Here is an 18,597-nt window from a genome sequence, read left to right as displayed (position 1 = left end):
CACTCTTATTATATGTCGCGCAAAATCGTCGACTTGCGTTGGTGAGCCCTTTACTAAAGCATCACCCAATTCCAGCTTGCGCGCGAACTGGCACGTACCTGCGGTACGGCGCAGTTAACCCGCACGAGGCGACTAGGTCATCTGATTCGATCTCTAGAACGCTGGTAAGACTGACTCAGTCTGGCCATGTTATGGGTCGTCCCGCAGTGGAGCGCCGGTTGCCGAAGCGTTCACATTTCTCGGATGGTTTTCCGAATACGGACGGCAATTAGTTGCCTTGAAAATGGCCGGGAAAATTTTCTAGGCAATCGTATAAATCGCAGAAATTGATGTTGCACGGTTTCGTGCGTATGGTACGTTGAGTTGATCACGTGTGGACAAAGCCCGCAAGCGTCAGCTTAAAAGCCTCGTCCCACGAGAAGAAGAGCCGATCCCCACCAACGTAAAAGGTGCGCTCTCTTCTTCTCGTGGGACGAGGCTTTTTTATTAGTTCAGTGAAATCGACATCCTTTGGAGTTTGCGGTGAACATAGCGCCGCCCCCGGATCGACATGACAAACGATGCAATTGCTGCGGACGAATGTACAACTGACGACGTGGTTGCCGAACCTTCAGGGCATCGTCGTCAGTATGCCACAATCAATAACCGCTCCGAACCGCGAATAAATAAATTTTTGAAAAATTCCGGGAAATCATCTTGCCCAGGAGCATCAATGCCCTTACCATTTCATACCATTGAATATGACTTTTAAAATCAGCTATGCACACCATACAGCAACAAATCGCGAACGGCCAAAAATACCTCGTGATCGAACTTCTCGAGGGCACGGCCGCGCTCATGAAACAGGATGAGGTCTTTGTCCGCCCAGAGGGGCCAGGTCCCATGCAAATGGCCGTGATCGACTTGGAGGAACTCCTGGAAAAGTTTGAGCGCGAAGCTCCTCCACGGCAGACTTTTATGTTGACCGAGGTCGCCACCATGGCGCAACAGAAGGGCCCCACCGTACACGCCTGGATCAAGGCAGATATCCTGACTCCCTCGATCCGCGACCGCAGCGGTACAAAGGGCCGAGCAATGCTGTTTAGTCGGCGCGACGCGTTCATCGCCTGTTTGATCGCATCGCTAAAGCGCAAATGCGGATTACCATTGTCAAAGCTCGAGCGAGTCAGCGACGCGTTGCAGCCGCAGGAGCCCGAAACAACTCAGAAACAAAAACCGAAGAGGAAAACCAACCGGAAGAAGAAATCTTCGCCAAAATCCCGGCGAACAACTGCTGGAGGACGAAATGCGCCAAGCTAAAGAATTGATCTTTGACTCTACGATTTATTACCTCGACGCCATCCACCGCACAGCCCAGCTGACTGCGGTGTTGCCCTCGTCGCGGGATCAGCCAAATTGGCTGATGTGTCGGAAATGCGGCCATCACTTGGGTTGTCTAAGCAACAGCCGCGGTATAATATTCGGGCAATTCGATCAGAAGGATTACGAGTTGAGCGATCTGGTTTGTGCCACTGTCATTCAAACGAAACGGGTTGAACTCATCTGTGGCAATTGTGGCCAACTCTTCATCTGGCACCGAACTGACGAGAAACGTAGGTAACACGGATAATTGAACACTGCTGGCCGTGTCGGCCACATGCGAGAGATGAGCGCCTCGCCAAATAATGCACACGGTGCGTTATCTGGCGAGGCGTTTTTTTATTGTCCATTGAAATCCTTTTGAGGTGAAAATTAGAAGCTTATGAAAATTGAATACTTAAACGTCGACGACATTATTCCTTACGAGCGAAATCCACGACAAAACGACCAAGCAGTGGCGGCCGTGGCACGTTCGATTACTGAGTTCGGATTTCGACAACCGCTGGTTGTGACGCCGGAACGCTTACTCGTCGTCGGCGACACCCGGCTCAAAGCGGCCCGTCATCTGGGACTGGAGACCGTACCGGTCCATGTCGCTGAAGGCTTGACGCTCGAGCAAATACAGGCCTACCGGATCGCCGACAACAAGCTAGGCGAACTCTCTAGTTGGAACGAGGAGCTTCTCGCAGCCGAATTGCAGCAACTCCAGGAGATGAATATCGATCTGGAACTGCTCGGATTCAATGCGGACGAACTGGCCGAATTATTTGGCCAACAGGTCGCGGAAGGCGAAACCGATCCGGATGCGATTCCGGAACCTCCCGATGATCCCATCACACAGCCGGGTGACCTGTGGATTCTCGGCGAGCACCGGTTGCTGTGCGGCGATGCCGGCAGTCCCGACGATGTCGATCGGCTGTTGGCCGGTGCACTCGTGCATCTCGTGAATATGGATCCCCCGTACAACGTCCGCGTCGAACCGCGCAGTAATAACGCGATCGCTGCCGGCCATAGCTCCTTTTCCAAAACGCATCACCAAAGCTTTGACTTGCATCGCGATCCGGCTAAGTCGAAGTCGACCACCGCAAAACTGCGCGCCAAAGACCGCCCGATAGTGAACGACTTTGTCAGCGATGAAGCGTTTACCACACTGCTGCAGGCGTGGTTCGGCAACGCGGCGCGGGTGCTGCAGCCAGGACGATCCTTCTACATCTGGGGTGGCTACGCCAATTGCGGAAACTACCCGCCCGTGCTCAAGTTGTGTGAATTGTATTTCTCACAATCGATCATCTGGGTCAAGGAACATCCTGTGTTGACTCGCAAAGATCTGATGGGCAATCACGAGTGGTGTTTCTACGGCTGGCGGGAAGGTGCAGCGCACAAGTTCTTTGGCCCACCGAATGCCACGGATGTCTGGTCAGTTAAAAAGGTGAATCCGGCCGGCATGATCCACCTCACCGAAAAACCGGTCGAATTGGCTGTCCGCGCTTTGCAATATTCTTCACGGCCGGGAGAGAACGTGCTCGATCTATTCGGCGGCAGCGGCTCCACGTTGATCGCCGCAGAGCAAACGGGACGCCGCGCGTTCCTGATGGAGCTCGATCAGCCGTATTGCGACGTGATTGTCCATCGCTGGGAGCAATTCACGGGACAAAGTGCACGTCGCATTCAGCCTGTCTGCAATACGGACCACGAATCTCAAGATATGTCGTCCGCGCGATCTGACTCCCACCTGACCGGTTCTGTAAGTGATTAAAGAGGTATCAATATGGGCCGCACACCGCAGGAAGAGATGCAAATACAGCACCGCCGCCAGGAGGTGGCGGAGATGTATCTGCAAGGCAGCACCCAGGCTGCGATCGCCAGACAACTCGCAGTCTCTCAAGCGACCGTCTCCAACGATCTCAAAGCGATTCGACAGGATTGGAAGGAATCGGGGATTCGCGACTTCGAAGAGGCCGTGGGGCAGGAATTGCACAAGCTGCAGTTGCTAGAGCGGGAGGCCTGGGACGGCTGGAGACGATCGCAGCTGTCGTTGGAAACCACACGCGTCACCCAAACTGGATCCGACAAAAAGGCTGAGAAATCGTCTCGGCAACAGCACGGCGATCCCCGGTTTCTGGAATTGGTACAGCGGACGATTTCCAGCCGCCGCAGCTTACTCGGCTTGGATGCACCGACGCGAATCGCACCCACCAGTCCTGATGGTGACGAGGCCTATGACGTCCACGTTCTACAAAAACTATTCAAACTCGCTGAAGAAACCCCCGTGGGTCCCACGGTGATCGACGCTGAATTCCTCGAACAACAATTGAGTCAAATCCAGGAAAAGTCAGAAACCAATCCTCCCCCAGAAACAAAGGAACATGACAATGATTGCTAAAAACCCTGACGACGAACGTAGAATTGCCGAATTAGCGACTGATCCGATGCAGTTCATCGCACTCTGCTGGCCAGAGATGAGGCTCTACGACAAGCAGGAGGACGTCCTACGTTCGGTCGTTGACAACGGAGAGACGTTCGTGCACGCCGCCAACAAGACCGGAAAGTCTCGTATCGCAGCAATCACAGCGATTTGGTTCTTTTGCAGCCGCACCCCGGCGCGGGTGATCTTCACCTCTTCCAGCGAGCGGCAGCTGCGTAACATCCTCTGGAAAGACATCAAACACCTAATCGCCACCTCTGCGCGCAAACTGCCGTTAGAAATCAAGGATCTAGAAATCCTCAAACTTCCCGAAGGTCCCGGTCAACGCCCGGACCACCAAAGTTTTATGTTGGCACACGTGACGCATACCGTGGAGAGTTTTCAAGGACACCATTTGCCTTCGGACAAGCCCAGGGTCCTGGCTATATTTGATGAGACATCCGGTATCCAGGATGAATTCTACGACGCAGCCCAGTCCTGGGCGCAGAGGATGTTGGTGATCGGCAATCCGCTCAGCACCGACAACTTCTTTTACCACGGCTGCAAACAGGGGGATCTGGTCGATCCGGCCGACAAAGAGGTACTGATGCGGCGTGTAATTCACATCGACGGTCGTGATGTCCCCAATGTCAAAATGGGGCTGGCGATGAAAAAGCTCGGATTGACGGCCAAACCCCCGGTCTATATTCCGGGACTGTTGACCTATGCCGAATATCTTCGGCGAAAAGCGATGTGGGATGAAGTAAAACGCACCACCCGCCTCGATGGGAAGTTTTATGAAGGGGGGTATCAATTCTTATACCCGGCAACTGTATTGGATATCGCCATGGACCGGACGCGATGGCTGGACTTGCAACAGCGCGATCGCCAGGCGGAAGCAATGGGCGTGGACGTGGCCTGGGGGGGACGTGATAAGACCTGCTGGACGATCATCGATCGATTTGGCATTATCGAGCAGATCGTCCGCGATATGAGGAACAGCATGGAAGTTGCTGGAATGACGCAACACCTGATGCACAAGCACAACTTGGCGGCCAGCCGCGTGCTCTTTGACGCGGGCGGTGGCGGTCAACAAATCACCGACCGGATTCGAGAACAGGGGGTCTATGTATCGTCCGTCAATTTTAGTGAAGGTGCGAAGGAGAAGAAGGCGTTCCTCAATCGGCGGGCGGAAATGTATGGAAAATTGTCGGAGTTGTTTGACGCCGACCGCGAAGAGGGGATCTTTGCACTTCCCCCGGACGCTCAAGAACTGCGTGCCGAACTGAACATTCTGCCGCTCAGGCACGACAGTGAAGGGCGGTTGGCACTCCCGCCCAAACAGCATCGCCACGCTGGCAGTTCGACCGAAAAATCAATCCGTCAACTCCTTGGTCGCAGTCCCGATCGCGCGGACTCGCTGGCGCTGGCTGCTTGGGTGCTGCATTATTCACGGGAATACGACGACCTTAGCAAGCATGTGTACGCTTGGGATTATGAGCCGATGACCGCCGAAGACATCGCCACCATGCCGGAAGAGATGAAGCAGATCCACGATTATTACGACGAGCAGGATCGCGATCATGAAGATGATGAGTGGGACCGTTGGGAGGAGCGGTACTGGTAAGCCAGCCGCAAAGTGGATGTCAGATTCAGTATGCGGAATGATCATTTAGTAATCGCTGGGATCGTCGGGCTGACCACGTTCTTTCCCCCTGGAATGTGAACGCGCGGCAGTCCGCGCTGAAAGAATTCCCCTTCCGACCGAATGAGTGGGAATGTCTAACCTGGATAGCCGACGAACTGGTGACGGCTGTTGCCGCCTTCTGCTCGCTAAACAGCACCACGTGGGATTGACTACTCCCCATAGTTGAGCGAACCACCCGATTGGGATTCACGTTTTTTGAACCCAACCCCAAGATTGGTCCATGGGTAACGTGAATTTCCACTTTCCGCCTCGGTTCTGCGCGTCTCGTTGGCGGTCTCCTCGAGCTGCGCACGTCGCGTTGGGGGCGCGGCGATATGGACAGTGAACATTAAGTTTGCTGGCGCGGCGGGAAGTTCAACTTCATTCGCTGACTGGTTTTTGTCACTGAAACTCTCGACAGGACGTTTTTCATGCCACTGGCGCTATAATGAATGCGCAGCACACCAATTGCCGAACAAGCGTGGCAGAGTTAAAAATTCAAGCAACCTGCGACGCTTGGCATCGATCCCACAGCAGTCCAGGCCGCGCAGATCTCTAAAATGCTCTATTCAATTTTACGACCTCCACGTTATAATCTGCCCATGATTCCGTCGAAATCACTTCCTTCACCAAACAGGGAAGCGCTCCCGTGGGTGTGTTTGTCTATCAGGCGATGAATTCATCCGCCTCAAATGTTCAAGGAACGATCGTCGCAGACTCTCCGCGCGAAGCGCGCGATCAGTTACGGGCACAGGGATTATTGGTTGAGGCGGTTGTTCCGCAAGTTGAGGTCGCAAAGCGGCGCTATCGAATGCGGGATCGACCTGGTCGGCATGCGGCGCAGGTGAGCTTGGCCGTCCGCGATTTGGCGACGCTCCTCGCCACGGGGATTGGCTTGGTCGATGCACTGGACACACTGTGCGCCCAGTACAAGGGTCGCTTTCACTCATCGTTGTTGTCCCTCCGCGAACGCGTGGCCAGCGGCAACAGTCTGTCCGATGCGATGGCGGAAGAACCGGGCGTCTACGACGAGTTGACGGTGCAGATGGTCCGAGTCGGCGAAAACGCCGGCACGCTCGATACCGTATTGGACCGTTTGGCGGATTTCCGCGAGCGCTATTTGCTGTTCAAAGATCGCATCACCACGGCGCTGATGTACCCGGCAATTGTGATCTCACTAGCGATCGGCGTGTCGATCTTTCTGATGACCGTTGTCTTGCCGATGCTGCTCGAAAACCTCGTCGAGTCGGGCCGTCCGCTCCCCTGGCCGACACGAGTTCTCAAATGGATGAGCGAAACGGCGATAAGCCACGGTTGGTGGATCGTGATCGCATTGGGAGTTGTGGCGATGGTCGTTGTGGCTCTTCTCCGCACGGCACCCGGCAAAAGGTTGTGGCATCGCGCGTTGTTTGCATTACCGATTCTTGGCCCGTTGGCTCGCAAGCAAGAGATTGCGCGGGCGGCGATCGTGATATCGACGCTGATGCGCAACGGTATTGTGTTTGTCGACGCAGTGGAAATCGCCGGGCGTGTCACTGGAAACGTGCTGTTACGCGACGCATTGGATACGATGCGGGCGAGCGTGCAATCGGGGCGGGATATTGGAGAAGCCCTGCAAGCTACCGGTGCATTTCCACCTATGGTGGTGCAGATTTTTGTGGTGGGACAACAGACCGGCCAGTTGGAAGAGATGTTGGACCGTTTGGCCAGCGGTTATGAACGGCAAGTCGCCAGCGCCACAGCGCGATTGTCGGCAGCACTCGAACCGATTTTGATTGTTTGTTTGGCAATTTTTGTGGGCTTCATCCTATTTGCAACAATCCTACCCATATTGGAGGCGGGCAATGTACTCTAGCGCAATGACAAAAACGCACGGCCGAATTCACGATCAGCAGAGAATAGATCATTGCCCTATTCGTTTCACTCGGCGATCACGACAAGGGTTTACGTTGGTCGAGTTGATGGTGGTGATCGTAATTATCGGCCTCTTGGCGGGCGTGACGACGATCAGCGTGCGGAGTTACATGATCCGCAGCAAACGAAACGTGGCCCGCCTGGAAATCTCGAAAATCTCCACCGCACTCGACACATTTTATACGGAGGTCGGCCGCTACCCCACGAACGAAGAAGGCCTGCAAGTGTTGGTCGAACCATCGACTCCTTTTCCCGACGGCTTGCTGAATAAACTCCCCAGAGACCCTTGGGGGCACGATTTTGAGTATCACTCTCCGGGTCAAAATGGGCCGTTTGACATAATCTGCTACGGCGCCGATCACCGTGAGGGAGGGAGCGGCGGTGATGCTGACATTTCCAGCAACCAACTCGATGAAGACAATGGCATATAAATCAAGGATGGTTCGACAACATCCCCGCAAATCCGGTCGGCCCACATCTTGGGGTTTCACGTTGGTGGAACTGCTGGTGGTGATCGTGGTGATCGGCTTATTGGCAAGCTTGGCGATGACAAGACTGGGAGGCGTGACGAATCGAGCACGACTGCAGGCGGAAGTCGAACGGATTTCCGCACTCGACATCTCCTTGCGTACTCAAGCCGCGCGACGTGCCGAACCGGCAACACTGCGATTGGATCTGGAGACCGGCCTCATCGAACGACTGTCCGGCAGAGATGAGCGGATGTCGCGGAGTGTGGAATTAGGCCGCACGGTACAGATCAGTCGCGTGCTCACGGCAATGCGGGAGACCAACGGCGGGCGAATCACGGTCGATTATTCACGCCAAGGGAGCAGTGAAACGTTTGCCATCGAATTGACGTCGACCGGAGGAGAGGTGACGTGGCTGATGTTTGCGGGCCTGACGGGGCAAGTCACACAAATGGAGGAACAGCAGGATGTGGAACGGATTTTCCAAGCACTCCGCGCGGCGGGGGTTGACGCTGATTGAGGTGGTTGCAGGAATTGCCCTGCTTTCCACGCTGTTGGTGACAATCCTGATGAGCTACCGCGCCCATGCGGGCCAAGTCCGCGCTGCCAAGCAGCGGCTGCGGGCGATTGAGTTCGCCGATCAACAGATGGCTGCCTGGATGTCGGCACGCCGCGTTCCGGGACTCGGCAAATGGGGGGAATCTACAGATGGTCAATTCACGTGGCGGATCATGCGCGGAGAAACGACTGCGGAAACGCCATATGGTCTGCAAGTGGCGCGGCTTGAGGTGCAAGCGGCACCGCGATCGAAGGGGAGTACGGTGCTGGCTTCGGTCGAATTCCTCACGCCTCAGCCTCGGCGGGGCACACAACAATGATCAGAAATTACTCGAAAAGACCGATCGTCAGACCATTCAGCCGGCACACCGGCGTGACGATGGTGGAGATGTTGGCCGCGATCGTACTGGCTACGCTGCTGACGGTGGCCATGTTGGGTGTCCTGAAGTCGATGACCCACGGACGTAAGGTATTACTGGCGGACGTGACGTCTGAGCCGTGGCATACACGATTGATCGACCAATTGGAGTGGGACCTAAAAAACTCCCGCACCATTAAACCGATTCCAGGCGGGTTCGAACTGACTGGTTATGCTGGGCGCGATTTTAGCGATGGTCGGCCATTGCATCGCGCCACGACGATCCAATATGTGGCCGTGACGACGGAGCACCCGCCATTGTTGCTTCGCCATGAAATCCACGGTGACTCGTTGAATCTCGACAACCGCGCGACCGAAGTCGTGGGTATCAATGTGGGCCGCTTGGTCCTGCTCCCTGCCGACGAAATGCGTTCGTTCGATCCGGATTATGCAGCAGACCTTCAGAACGGTGTCGAAAATGGTCCGCTGCCTAATCGTGTGACGGCATTCCTGGTTTGCAACGGTGACGCCACTCCGCTCCTTCAGAAAACATTCTATTTGCGATAATTCGCGTCCTGTGTCTTAACCCATCAGCCTCATCATCAATCAAAAAACGGTCCACTCCTTCGCGCGTGCGCAAACAAACATGCGAAACCAATTCTCCCCACATTTGATGCGGTCCTTTACACGTCGCCCACGGCGACGGTCGGGGTTTGTGCTGGTGATGGTGCTGGTGTTGATCGCGATGGCGGGGATTTCACTGGCGGGCTTGGCACGGCGCAGCCTGCGATTGGCACAGCATGCTGCGGAGGAGCAGGAACGCTTGCAGCGGCGGTGGGGGACGATCAGTTGCCAACAGATGTTCTTGGATCGTGCGGAGGAGTTACTGGAAACGCAAGCCGCCACCGTGAAACCGGAGGAATTGACTTGGCCCTTACCAGCGACGCTTTCCGGCACAGTCGAACTGGGGGGGCTGCAATTTGAATTCTACATCTCAGATGAGGACGCGAAGGCAAATCTCAATATGATCTATCGTCGCTCGCCGGAGGAAGTCCGGCGGGTGGTGGGTCTCCTTGCCGGTGGTGCGGGAAGCGGTGTTGTGATGACCAACGTGCGTTTGCCGAACGCAAAATTGCTGAGTCGCGAGATGAGCCCTCTGGGGAGTTGGGGACAGATCTTTGAACCGGTGGGTGTGACGGAACCCGGCCGCATCCCGCAGTCCATCCGCAAAGCGACCCGGCGGATGACCTGTTGGGGCAGCGGCAAATTGAATATCCGTCGGGCGGACGCCACTACGGTTCGTACAGTTTGTACATCGACTGTCAGTCAAGAGGCCGTTGGTCAATTACTGGCCCTCCGGGCCGAGCCGGGACAAACGGGTTTGAGTGCGCTCACGTCGCGGATGACAATCAACAACAAGGATCGCTCGGCATTACGGCGATTGATTATCGACGAATCCAAATGCCACGCTGCCTGGATCACCTGCCGCAGCCACCAACGCACTTGGAACACTTTGATCGTCGATCGGCCGGGAGACGGCAGCGGTGCCGAGACTTTGCAGTTTACGTGGTAAGGAAGCTCTTGATGACGTTGCGACACCGGAAACAAATTTGCGTGATGGCCACGCTGCTATTGCTGTTGGCGACGGCCGCCATACTGGCCTGGGGTTGGTCGCCACCGCCGGGGGCACATTCTGCGCCGCCGAGGGGCAAAATAGTTGCCACGACAATCGCCCCGCCACAAACCGAGCAAGCGGTCGCTCTCACTAAAAGCGACTTTGCCGCCGTTTGGGACCGTCCCTTGCGGCGACCACTCTACGATCCTCCCCCACCCCCCAAGAAAGCACCTCCTCCCAAACCCAAACCGCCGCCCATCCGATCGCAATTGCGGGCAACGATGATCAACGCGCGCACCGCATCCAAGTCCATGGCCCTCATCCGGCTGAGTAGCGGAAATGAGGTCTTCCGCAAGGTGGGCGAAATGTTGGGTAACGCGGGCGATCCGGATGCGGATGTGGAGGTTATCAAAATCGAGAAGGGATCGATCCACGTTCGCCGCGGAGAGCACTCACAAGAAATCAAGGTGGAATTTTAAAGAAGTGAATCCAATGGCCGGTGATCGACAATGGGTGGTGCTTTGCGATGATTCGCACTGGCGCGTGGCGCGAGTCTCCGCGCGCGCGATCGAGGAAACCGATCCGCGACCGCTGGACCCTGCACAGACTGCCGAATTGACCGAACCGGTGCATGAGGCGCTCGTCGGTCTCGGCTATCAAAGTGAGCCGGTGCTGTTGGCGCTGGGCTCGGCTTGGTGCGTAGCAGCCACCGTTCCGTTGCCGACCTCCCGCCATGCAAAAAAACGTCAAGCGATGGCCTATCTATTCGAGCCGTATGCGCCGTGGGCCGCTGAAGACGTGGCACTGGATTTTGAAGTGTCTGGAGCGACCGCCTTCATGGTGGCGGCTGAAACCGCTCCGTGGTCACCCTTGATTGGCCAACTGGAGTCACGGGGCGTACTCGTCGACGCGATCGTGCCACTGGCTCGCTTGGCACTTCAGCAACATCTGCGTCAAACGGTTGGCTTACTGGAGCGTTATGCGCTGTTGTGGCAACACGAGGAGACCGTTGAGTTTTGGCTACTCGACCGAGGCCGACCCGTCGATTGGCAGTGCCTGCCGGCCGATTCGCGTTGTGTGTCACGAGCGGTGATCGCCCGGCTGATGGCTGAAGAGGAAACATTGACGATTCACGCCCAAGGTTTTACCGAGGAGGAATCTTCCGAACTGAGCGCGGCAAGCGGCGACTGCCTCCAAGTCGAGCTGATTTCCGACGCGACCGATTATCGGGCCGCCGCCTATCGCGAGGCCGCTGAAATCCTGCGGGGTAAACGGACACCACCGCTCAATCTGCGGCGCGACACGCTGGGGGTTGGCGACCGATACCGTGCTTTGCGGGGCTATTTGACAGCGCTATTAACTGCCGCGCTGGTGATGTTTGTTGCTGTGGGCGTTGCGCTGTGGTGGCAGGCCGGTCAGCATGATCATCGCCGGACGGCAGCCGGGGACGCACAGATGGATCTGTTCCATCGCGTCTTTCCCAACCGCAAGGTGCCGGTTGGGGTTCATGCGCATTTGCAGAGCGAATTGACGCGGCTGAAGGGTTTGCGAGGCACGGGGACCGACCTGCCCCGAAAGGTGGAATCGGCAGATATTCTGTTGCGCGTGCTCAAGTCGTTACCGAAGGATATGCGGCTGCAGATCTTGGAGACACGAATAGAACAAGACCGACTCCACTTGGTCGGGCACGTCCGAGTTCACAGCGATGCTGAGCGGATTGCAGCCGCCTTGCGCGAACAAGGACTGGATGTACCACAGCCGACCACGCATCAGCAGGACAAACGCGAGATTGAGTTTCGGATTTCGGGGCGTCTCCCAGCACCGGTGAATTCCGAGACAGGAGGTCCATCATGACCCGTCCCTGGTTCCAACGTCCCACACTGGTCATCACGCTATTCGCTACGGTGGCGCTGGGAGACCTCTGGATGGCCTGGACTTGTGCGACTGCAATCGCGGATGCGGACGCGGCCGAGGCACAGTTGGAGGATTGCGCAATGCTCGCCGCACAGATCAAAGGCTTGCGGACTGCCCCGGTCGTTGTGGAGGAGGACGTCCGCACGAGCGCATCGTTCAATCACCTTTGTGAGATGGCAGCCACGGAAATTGGTCTCAAAACAGAAAGCATCGTGGAGATCGCTCCCCACGCACCGCGTCGCATAAATGATTCACCGTATCTGGAACAGGTCACCGATGTGGAATTGCGGCAAGTCACACTTCGTCAATTGATCGAGTTCGCGTTGGCAATCCACCGCCTGGATGCAGGACTGCACGCGAGTTCGATTGCCGTGCGGATACCGCCTGGTGAGGAAGAGTTGGAAAAGAAAATTGAGATGTGGAATGTCCAACTGGCATTGACCACTTACATCTACGAGCCTAAACTCCCCGCCTCTCCCTAGTGACATAGCCACATTGAATTTGTGCGGTGCGTTCCGCCTGATTTATCGGCGTCACCCACACATCTTGATTTCACACTCCAAAATAATGCTAGCCCGGCGATTGTTGCAGCCTCCTTCTAGGAACCGCTGCATGGCCGCCTTATACCGTTACTCATTGTGTCTGTGCTCACCGAGGTCTTCCGCGTGAATTGCTCGCCACGTCCACTTGCCGCCGACTTGTCGCGATTGCTGCGGTGCACGATCGTGACTGTCTGTTGGTTCGCGCTGGTGGGATGTGCACTGCTGGAGAGCGATGAGGAGGCCACCTATGAGACAATTTCCGCTGCCCCCGGGCATGACACTGAAACGGCAATCAAGCAACACGAAAAGGCGCTCAAAATCATTCAACGGTATTTGGATGGGAAACCTCATCATTCCGACTTAGCCAAGGCCGAAGAGCATCTGCAGGCAGCTTTGGTTGCCGATATCACCTATGGTCCCGCACACAACACTTTGGGGATGCTCTATTATTGGCAACGGAAACTCTATTTGGCAGCTTGGGAGTACCAATACGCGGCCAAGCTGATGCCGGATAAACTGGAACCACTGTATAACTTGGGCATGGTGTACGAGAGCGCGAAGAACCTCGATCAAGCCTTGATGTATTATGAGATGGCGTATCAATTAGATCCCCAAAACCCTTACGTCATCGGCAACTTGGCTCGTGCCCGCGTGCGCAACGGAGAAACGGTCGACATGGTGCGGCCGCTCTTGCAAGACACGCTGTTATACGACACGCGACCGGGTTGGATCACGTGGGCCACTCGGCAAATCGAGCTCAATCCCCATTGCCTGGTCGACTACGAATCGATCTCTGACGAGAACGGTTCGGTCGACTGGAATGGCGGCGATTCCTCCCAGGAACGTCCTCTGGTTCCTCCCGCTCCCGAACCGCTGGACAAAGACAAGTCATCGCCGCCCGGTGTGCTGCGTATCCCGCCTGTGCCTGATCCGTTGCCTGAGCCCGACTCGCCTTCTAGTGTGGACCAGCCACAAGAAACCGGAACAGTCGTACTTCCCGACCCTGAACAAGCTGAGCCTCTCTTTCAGCCTCCGCTGCTTCCGCCGACTGATGAAGAGTCGTAGCACGGATGCGTGAGTCTCGATTAAGCCGTGGGCAAAATCACAGACGCCTAGTCCATGGGATCTATTGGGCCAGCACGACGATTCTGCGTAGATGTCATCGACATCAACCGCAGGGGCATTGGGAGGCAGAGACCGCACATTAGGTCTGCGAACGGACGGTCACCCGATTGACTTCCTCGGGGGTCGTTGTGCCGATACGAATCTTCTCAACTCCGTCCTCACGTAGCAGCCGCAGGCCGGACTGTTGGGCCGTCTCGCGAATCTCACTGGCTCCCGCCCGTGCTTGAATCCGTTTGCGGAGCGCTCCGTCGATGACCAACAACTCCGAGATAGCGATCCGTCCGCGATAGCCGGTCTGCCGACAGGCGTTGCACCCTTTGCCCGCTTGGTAAGTGGTCCCGTTTGCGTCGTTAGGATCAATGCCCAATTGCTCGCACTCTTCGCCGGTCAACGACTGGGGGGTGCCGCACGCTGAACAGACTTTGCGAACCAGCCGCTGCGCCAATACAGCAAGCAGGGAACTGCTCACGAGATACGGTTCAATCCCCAGATCCAACAATCGTGTAACCGCGCTGGCTGCGTCATTAGTATGCAGCGTCGAAAACACCAAGTGGCCGGTGAGTGCCGACTGAATTGCCATCACGGCCGTTTCCTGGTCGCGGATTTCCCCCACCATGATGATGTCGGGATCTTGCCGCAACACGTTTCGCAACCCGCTGGCAAAGGTCAGTCCTTTCTTGGTATTGATCTGCGTTTGACTAATGCCATCGATGTCATATTCGATCGGGTCTTCCAGTGTGACCACGTTGCGGTCACTGGTATTGATTTCCTGGAGTCCCGCATATAGCGTTGTCGTCTTGCCGCTGCCAGTCGGTCCAGTGAGCAGAATCAGCCCATGCTCCATGCTGATCAATTTGCGGAACTGTTCCTGATTGTCGACGCTCATGCCCAGCTTGGCCAACGAGAAGATCTGCGAACTTTTATCCAACAGTCGTAGCACCACCCGCTCGCCGTCGCTACCAGGAAGTGAAGCGATCCGCAGATCGATCATGCGGTCTCCGACTGCTACGGTGGCCCGTCCGTCCTGCGGCAAACGTTTTTCGGCGATGTTCATTTTGCCCATGACTTTGACGCGGCTCAGTGCTTCTTCCTGAATTTGTTTGGGAAGTTCGTGTGCGTCAAAAAGCACACCATCGATTCGATAGCGGACGATCAGTTTCTCGCGGTACGGTTGGAAATGCACATCGCTGGCGCCCCCTTTGACCGCATCGAGCAAAATCAGGTTGACCAATTCCACCACAGGCGCCTGTCCAGCAGTCGCCAACAAGTCGTCCCGCTGTTCCATCGCCTGAAGTTTCGCCTTCGCGTCGTCGAGCGAGAGCGCGTCCAGCACATTGTCCGGTTGGGAACTTTGCCGTTCATAGGCAGTGTTGATGGAGCGGAGGATCTGTTCGCGCGGTGCAAAAAAAGGTGTGGGATAGGTCTTGAGGATGCGGGCCACACGGTCCAAAACCGCCCAGGCTTGGGGACCGGGCAATGCGAGGGTAATATTCTCTCCCTCGATGAAGGCCAACACGGCGTGCTGGCGGGCGAAGCCAATCGGGAATTGCCCCACGAACTCCGCTGACGGTCGGTATTCAACCAATGACTCCACATAGGGAGCATCCAGGATACGAGCGGCTGCAGCCGCCACAATCACATCCGGCAATTCGATTCGCCGCGCCCAGGCAGTGGCCGATTCGCCCGGCTCAGGTGCCGACGTGGGAAGGGGAGTGTCGTGTTCTCCTGCGACGGCGGTCACCGCATCCAGCCACCGCTGAGTGAGTGACCCGAGTTGCGACTCTTGATTTGGTAATTCGCCGAGCGCCATTTCGATTCCGCTCCCAGTTCAGCATTCCGACACGCTCCGCAATCCGACGATGGGGTGCTGGCGACATCGCGTGGCGGCAGGGCTATTTTATCAACAAGGGCGCGGCTACGGGATAGTTTCCCGGCTCCAATGCCTCGGTAAGATCGAGATCGGACAAATACTTCAGATCGCGGAATTTGTCGTCGCGAAGAATCACCGGTCGCAAGAAAATGAATAAGGTCGTTTGGCTCTGCGCTTCAGCATAACTACTGGTCAGTTCCCGCAGGATGGGAATGTTCTCCAAGAAGGGAACACCGTCGTGGCCCTGCGACATGTTGCGTCGTGTCAACCCGCCGGCGATGATCGTATATCCGTCGGGGATCATGACTTCACTCTTCAACTGGTCTGTCTGCCGGGGTGGCACACCATCCGTCCCGGTTTGAGTAAAACTGTTCAGGGCAACATTGAACTCCAACTGCAAATGGTCTTCATCGGTGATGCGGGGTTTGACGTCAATGGTCGTCCCCGCTTCAGCGAACCCAGCAAAGCTGGTCGTCGCCACGGTATTCGAGGCATTGATACTAGAAAAGGGAACCTCTGTGACACTGGCCAAAGTCCCCACAGCATTGTCGTTGACTAATATCCGGGGAGCCGACATGACCTGTGCCCGGCGATGTGTTGTGAGTGCTCGGATCACCGCGTCGGCAACAGACGGATCGACGAGCGTCCAGTTGAAACCGGTACCGGGGATTAGCGAGAGCGCTCCGGTGGCTGGATTCACGTTACTCAGCCCGTAGGAAGTAAATTCAAACATCCTCCGCAGGCCGTTTGAGCTAAACCCCGACACTTCAACTCCCAGCGAGAAGTTATCGCTGGTATCAATGATGACCACTTTGGCCTCGATCATCACTTGCAACCGCCGCCGATCGAGTGCCTTGATCAATTCGGCATACATCTCCTGCACCGTCCGATCAGCAAAGACAATCAGCGAGTTGGTATTCTCATCCACGGTGACATTGGCATTACCTGGTAGTACTGATCCTGCGGGAGGGGCAATTCCGGGGATTTCGTCTTGAGGACGTTCGTCCCGAGGTTCGTCGCGCACGGCAGGCGGCACTGGTGACGGTTCACCCGGCTGATCTGGTGTATTGGGACCAGGGACAAATTCGATAGGCGAGTCGTTCCCGCCGAGATTTCGAGACAAGTTGACACCGCCGCGTCCCAAGGCAGAAACACCACGGCGTGGCCCAAAAGTCTCGCCTCCTACGTTCGCAGACGGAACTGACCGCAGCGTATTGAGCACATCCTGCGCGTTGGCGTATTTGAGACGGTAAATCTTCATGCCGCTACTGGGACGTTTGGTCGCCACGTCCATCTGTTCACGGAGCCAAATGATCCGTTTGTGAACCGCTTCGGTACCGGTCGCAATCAACAGGTTATCGTCTCGGTCGATCGCCGATCTATAGAGCCGTTTGGCGGTGAGCGGATCGAGAATATCCTTGACCAACCGATCGATCCGCATGGCGTCGATGTACTGGAACGAATAAATCTCGGTTCGCTGTTCTAGCGAGACGTCGAAGGCCTTGACCAATCGATCCACCTCCGCGATTTGCGCCTTGGTCCCGACGATCATCAATTGGTTGGTCCGCTCATCCTGTGATATTGTTACCGGCCGAAGGCCCACTTGCCCGGTCGCGGCACGGGCTGCGAGCGTCGCGGTCAATTGTTTGACCAAATCGCCGGCGGCGATGTGCCGCGCTGTGTAGAATTGAATTTCGCGAGCCGGTCCCGCTTGGTCGATTGTCTCAATCAGTTTGGCGATCCGTCGCAGATTGTCGGCGTAGTCGGTCACGATTAATAAGTTTTGGTCGGGGAGTGTAATGTCGTTGGCCCCCTGCTTGGACAGAAAGGGTTTGATGATTCCACTCAGTTTGTCGGGCGACATGTGCGAGAGCAGGAAGGTTTGCGTAACCGCTTCAGTGCCGCGGAAGTCTTGGATTGGGCGGTCCTGGCGGGGCATGGCGATTCGTGGCAAATCATCCGCCTTCACGACCTTCATCCAGCCTTTGACGTCCGCGTCGACGAGTGCAAACCCCTTCATCTTCAAAGCGCTGCGCAGGATATCCAGCAGCGTATCGACCGGGATCTCCTGGGGTGCTCTAACCGAGATCTTCTCTTGGGCGACTTCATCCTCATACAAGAATTGGATTCCTAACTCCTCACTCACATAGTCGATGAGCAGTTTCAGCTCTGTCACCGGCGGCAAAGTCAATTCGACGGTCCTGACTTGACCGGTGGGTTGATTCGCAGGCCCGGCTGCAGGTTGTTGAGCCATTAAGACGGCGGGGCAGCTGCAGGCGATGAGCGTGAAGGCAGCCAATGCGCGGCGCCACCGCAAGATTCTGGGAAGATGCCGCGAGAGAAAATGGAACATGTGGCGAGCGCTTTCCCGAAGCTCGGCTCCTTACAGGGCGTGATCAACGCGTCCAGTTTCAATAATATACTAGACACTAGTTGCCCACGATTGCAGCAGAGCCAGCTTGAGTTTTTTGAGATAAGGTAGTGAGAGAAAGGTAGCGGCGGAACGGTAACTCGGTATTTCGAAATCGTCAAGATCAATGCAGTCGTATATGACTGTGACTGAACGAGAGGACAGGTGCGTCCATATCGTTGAACGAAAACTTATCTGTCCGTGTTGTCGATGTAGTTTCGCTTGTTACGGTTTGCTTGAATTAATAGTTGCATGTGTGAATTCGTTTTGGAAATTAATCATGACGTTGCCAATGACCAAAGCTTCACGCACTGGGAAGAAATCCCGATTTAAAAAAGATTCTCAAAACCTTCAGAATTTTCTTGACGTCATGA

Annotated in this window: 16 protein-coding genes; 14 read left to right on the top strand and 2 right to left on the bottom strand. The window is 55.9% G+C overall.

Annotated features, from left to right (window positions below; genetic code table 11):
* Positions 1 to 759: 759 nt before the first annotated feature.
* The 14 genes from Mal52_RS14455 to Mal52_RS14390 all read left to right on the top strand — a co-directional run bounded on the left by Mal52_RS14455 (position 760) and on the right by Mal52_RS14390 (position 13,883).
* Positions 760 to 1,299 (top strand): hypothetical protein, encoded by a 540-nt coding sequence (locus Mal52_RS14455; RefSeq protein ID WP_145376907.1) that lies wholly within the window; start codon positions 760 to 762, stop codon positions 1,297 to 1,299.
* Between the two features lie 442 nt (positions 1,300 to 1,741).
* Positions 1,742 to 3,115, top strand: a complete 1,374-nt coding sequence (locus Mal52_RS14450; RefSeq protein WP_145376906.1) for a DNA modification methylase — start codon at positions 1,742 to 1,744, stop codon at positions 3,113 to 3,115.
* Positions 3,116 to 3,127: 12 nt separating this feature from the next.
* The gene (locus Mal52_RS14445) at positions 3,128 to 3,742 is read left to right on the top strand and encodes a helix-turn-helix domain-containing protein (RefSeq protein ID WP_145376905.1); all 615 of its coding nucleotides are present in this window, start codon (positions 3,128 to 3,130) and stop codon (positions 3,740 to 3,742) included.
* Positions 3,732 to 5,390 carry a hypothetical protein gene (locus tag Mal52_RS14440; protein WP_145376904.1) on the top strand — a complete coding sequence of 553 codons (1,659 nt, stop codon included), beginning with the start codon at positions 3,732 to 3,734 and terminating at the stop codon, positions 5,388 to 5,390. The genes Mal52_RS14445 and Mal52_RS14440 overlap by 11 nt, the downstream gene beginning before the upstream one ends.
* A gap of 709 nt (positions 5,391 to 6,099) precedes the next feature.
* Positions 6,100 to 7,305, top strand: a complete 1,206-nt coding sequence (locus Mal52_RS14435; RefSeq protein ID WP_145376903.1) for a type II secretion system F family protein — start codon at positions 6,100 to 6,102, stop codon at positions 7,303 to 7,305.
* On the top strand, positions 7,295 to 7,795 hold the full coding sequence (gene gspG, locus Mal52_RS14430) for a type II secretion system major pseudopilin GspG (protein ID WP_231962667.1): 501 nt from the start codon (positions 7,295 to 7,297) through the stop codon (positions 7,793 to 7,795). The genes Mal52_RS14435 and gspG overlap by 11 nt, the downstream gene beginning before the upstream one ends.
* 7 nt (positions 7,796 to 7,802) lie before the next feature.
* Positions 7,803 to 8,351: a prepilin-type N-terminal cleavage/methylation domain-containing protein gene (locus Mal52_RS14425; RefSeq protein WP_197534919.1), complete on the top strand. Its 549-nt coding sequence runs from the start codon at positions 7,803 to 7,805 to the stop codon at positions 8,349 to 8,351.
* A complete protein-coding gene (locus Mal52_RS14420) occupies positions 8,299 to 8,709 on the top strand; it encodes a type IV pilus modification PilV family protein (RefSeq protein ID WP_145376901.1) in 411 nt (136 codons plus the stop codon). Before Mal52_RS14425 ends, Mal52_RS14420 begins: the two co-directional genes overlap by 53 nt.
* Positions 8,706 to 9,314 carry a hypothetical protein gene (locus Mal52_RS14415; RefSeq protein WP_145376900.1) on the top strand — a complete coding sequence of 203 codons (609 nt, stop codon included), beginning with the start codon at positions 8,706 to 8,708 and terminating at the stop codon, positions 9,312 to 9,314. Before Mal52_RS14420 ends, Mal52_RS14415 begins: the two co-directional genes overlap by 4 nt.
* A gap of 79 nt (positions 9,315 to 9,393) precedes the next feature.
* The gene (locus Mal52_RS14410; protein WP_145376899.1) at positions 9,394 to 10,320 is read left to right on the top strand and encodes a hypothetical protein; all 927 of its coding nucleotides are present in this window, start codon (positions 9,394 to 9,396) and stop codon (positions 10,318 to 10,320) included.
* A gap of 11 nt (positions 10,321 to 10,331) precedes the next feature.
* Positions 10,332 to 10,841: a hypothetical protein gene (locus Mal52_RS14405; protein WP_145376898.1), complete on the top strand. Its 510-nt coding sequence runs from the start codon at positions 10,332 to 10,334 to the stop codon at positions 10,839 to 10,841.
* 13 nt (positions 10,842 to 10,854) lie between these two features.
* Complete coding sequence (locus Mal52_RS14400; RefSeq protein WP_145376897.1) at positions 10,855 to 12,216, top strand: hypothetical protein; 1,362 nt, start codon at positions 10,855 to 10,857, stop codon at positions 12,214 to 12,216.
* Positions 12,213 to 12,758: a hypothetical protein gene (locus Mal52_RS14395; RefSeq protein WP_145376896.1), complete on the top strand. Its 546-nt coding sequence runs from the start codon at positions 12,213 to 12,215 to the stop codon at positions 12,756 to 12,758. Before Mal52_RS14400 ends, Mal52_RS14395 begins: the two co-directional genes overlap by 4 nt.
* A gap of 183 nt (positions 12,759 to 12,941) precedes the next feature.
* Positions 12,942 to 13,883, top strand: coding sequence for a tetratricopeptide repeat protein (locus Mal52_RS14390; protein ID WP_145376895.1), 942 nt, complete (start codon positions 12,942 to 12,944; stop codon positions 13,881 to 13,883).
* Between the two features lie 139 nt (positions 13,884 to 14,022).
* On the opposite strand, the gene Mal52_RS14385 is transcribed toward Mal52_RS14390, so the two are convergent.
* Together Mal52_RS14385 and Mal52_RS14380 are read right to left on the bottom strand one after the other, a co-directional pair.
* Positions 14,023 to 15,753 (bottom strand): GspE/PulE family protein, encoded by a 1,731-nt coding sequence (locus Mal52_RS14385; protein ID WP_145376894.1) that lies wholly within the window; start codon positions 15,751 to 15,753, stop codon positions 14,023 to 14,025.
* Between the two features lie 82 nt (positions 15,754 to 15,835).
* Positions 15,836 to 18,166, bottom strand: a complete 2,331-nt coding sequence (locus Mal52_RS14380) for a secretin N-terminal domain-containing protein (protein WP_145376893.1) — start codon at positions 18,164 to 18,166, stop codon at positions 15,836 to 15,838.
* Positions 18,167 to 18,597: the final 431 nt, after the last annotated feature.

Source organism: Symmachiella dynata (assembly GCF_007747995.1).
Classification (GTDB): domain Bacteria; phylum Planctomycetota; class Planctomycetia; order Planctomycetales; family Planctomycetaceae; genus Symmachiella; species Symmachiella dynata.
This window is presented reverse-complemented; position numbering and strand designations above follow the sequence as displayed.

Bases quoted from the DNA above. Each gene is read 5' to 3' on its own strand.
- Mal52_RS14455 (WP_145376907.1), top strand. From the start codon at position 760: ATGCACACCATACAGCAACAAATCGCGAACGGCCAAAAATACCTCGTG.
- Mal52_RS14450 (WP_145376906.1), top strand. From the start codon at position 1,742: ATGAAAATTGAATACTTAAACGTCGACGACATTATTCCTTACGAGCGA.
- Mal52_RS14445 (WP_145376905.1), top strand. From the start codon at position 3,128: ATGGGCCGCACACCGCAGGAAGAGATGCAAATACAGCACCGCCGCCAG.
- Mal52_RS14440 (WP_145376904.1), top strand. From the start codon at position 3,732: ATGATTGCTAAAAACCCTGACGACGAACGTAGAATTGCCGAATTAGCG.
- gspG (WP_231962667.1), top strand. From the start codon at position 7,295: ATGTACTCTAGCGCAATGACAAAAACGCACGGCCGAATTCACGATCAG.
- Mal52_RS14425 (WP_197534919.1), top strand. From the start codon at position 7,803: ATGGTTCGACAACATCCCCGCAAATCCGGTCGGCCCACATCTTGGGGT.
- Mal52_RS14420 (WP_145376901.1), top strand. From the start codon at position 8,299: ATGTGGAACGGATTTTCCAAGCACTCCGCGCGGCGGGGGTTGACGCTG.
- Mal52_RS14415 (WP_145376900.1), top strand. From the start codon at position 8,706: ATGATCAGAAATTACTCGAAAAGACCGATCGTCAGACCATTCAGCCGG.
- Mal52_RS14410 (WP_145376899.1), top strand. From the start codon at position 9,394: ATGCGAAACCAATTCTCCCCACATTTGATGCGGTCCTTTACACGTCGC.
- Mal52_RS14405 (WP_145376898.1), top strand. From the start codon at position 10,332: ATGACGTTGCGACACCGGAAACAAATTTGCGTGATGGCCACGCTGCTA.
- Mal52_RS14400 (WP_145376897.1), top strand. From the start codon at position 10,855: ATGGCCGGTGATCGACAATGGGTGGTGCTTTGCGATGATTCGCACTGG.
- Mal52_RS14395 (WP_145376896.1), top strand. From the start codon at position 12,213: ATGACCCGTCCCTGGTTCCAACGTCCCACACTGGTCATCACGCTATTC.
- Mal52_RS14385 (WP_145376894.1), bottom strand. From the start codon at position 15,753: ATGGCGCTCGGCGAATTACCAAATCAAGAGTCGCAACTCGGGTCACTC.
- Mal52_RS14380 (WP_145376893.1), bottom strand. From the start codon at position 18,166: ATGTTCCATTTTCTCTCGCGGCATCTTCCCAGAATCTTGCGGTGGCGC.